The 941-nt window shown below is 62.9% G+C and carries 2 protein-coding genes; both read left to right on the plus strand.

What is annotated here, in order from left to right; genetic code table 11:
- Positions 1-268 precede the first annotated feature (268 nt).
- Positions 269-481 carry a hypothetical protein gene (locus EKA13_RS27360; protein WP_003158617.1) on the plus strand — a complete coding sequence of 71 codons (213 nt, stop codon included), beginning with the start codon at positions 269-271 and terminating at the stop codon, positions 479-481.
- Between the two features lie 21 nt (positions 482-502).
- Positions 503-895 carry a hypothetical protein gene (locus tag EKA13_RS27365; RefSeq protein WP_065762051.1) on the plus strand — a complete coding sequence of 131 codons (393 nt, stop codon included), beginning with the start codon at positions 503-505 and terminating at the stop codon, positions 893-895.
- The last annotated feature ends 46 nt before the right edge of the window (positions 896-941 follow it).

A 941-nucleotide genomic window follows, 5' to 3' on the forward strand; every position in this document is an offset into this window, starting at 1 on the left:
CCATCAATCCGGGCTGGGCCGATTGCCGTTTTCCAACTGACGCAGCGAGGCTCCCGGACGAAGCTGCCCGCATGTTCGCTGATTCGTCAGCACATGCCAGCAGCCATGGGTTCCAGGCTGCCGTGGGTTCTTCCCGCGTAACCCGCCAGTCCGTATCGCATCAAGTCTGCGGACGCGCGTCCCCGTGACGCCGATGCTTTTTATCCACCACGTGCGGGAGCTGCCATCCCGTGAGGGACAAGGCCTCGCTTTTCCAAGGAGCCTACCCATGTCCCACAAAGCCTCTTTCGGCCAGTTGGCCTTGACCTATTGCGGCAAGTTCCTGCCGCTCGAAGTCCTGCAAAGCGCCGCCGGCCACTACATCGGCACGCGCGATACCGAAGGTCCCGTTTCGCGGGAATCGCACGAGTACTTCCGCAGCCATGCGGCGGCTCAACGTGCCCTCGAAAGAGGCGGCTGGTCCCAGCTCGCCATTCCCTGATCCAACTGGAGGAATCACGCCATGAATCAACTGCTGCCGCAGGAAGTCGTCGATCAGATCATGCGGGAAGAGCAGCATTTCGCTGCCGCGCCCCAAGCCTTCTTCGAGGCATGGAAGCGTGGTGCCGAGATCGCTGGCCCCGAATGGTTCGGCGACGGCACCCGTGAAGGTCTGAACCGGGCCAAGAGCAAGTGGGATCTGCGTCCCGACATGCTGCGGCTCAACGATGCCCTCGGCGTCCTGAGCAGCGGCGAACGCATGTTCCTGTCCGCCATGGTCAGCTTCTACAACGCGCGCGAGGGCGGTGCCATGCTCAAGCGCTGCCACTTCGACGGGCTGTCGGACTTCGACGGCCTCGATCTGCAACGCCGCAAGGTCATCGCCGACTTGATGGTGAACTACAGCGGCTGGTGAGCCCGTTTCGGGCACACCCCCGTCTTTTCGTTCCCCACGAGGGACA

The organism is Pseudomonas defluvii (assembly GCF_001695625.1).
GTDB classification, from domain to species: Bacteria; Pseudomonadota; Gammaproteobacteria; order Pseudomonadales; family Pseudomonadaceae; genus Aquipseudomonas; species Aquipseudomonas defluvii.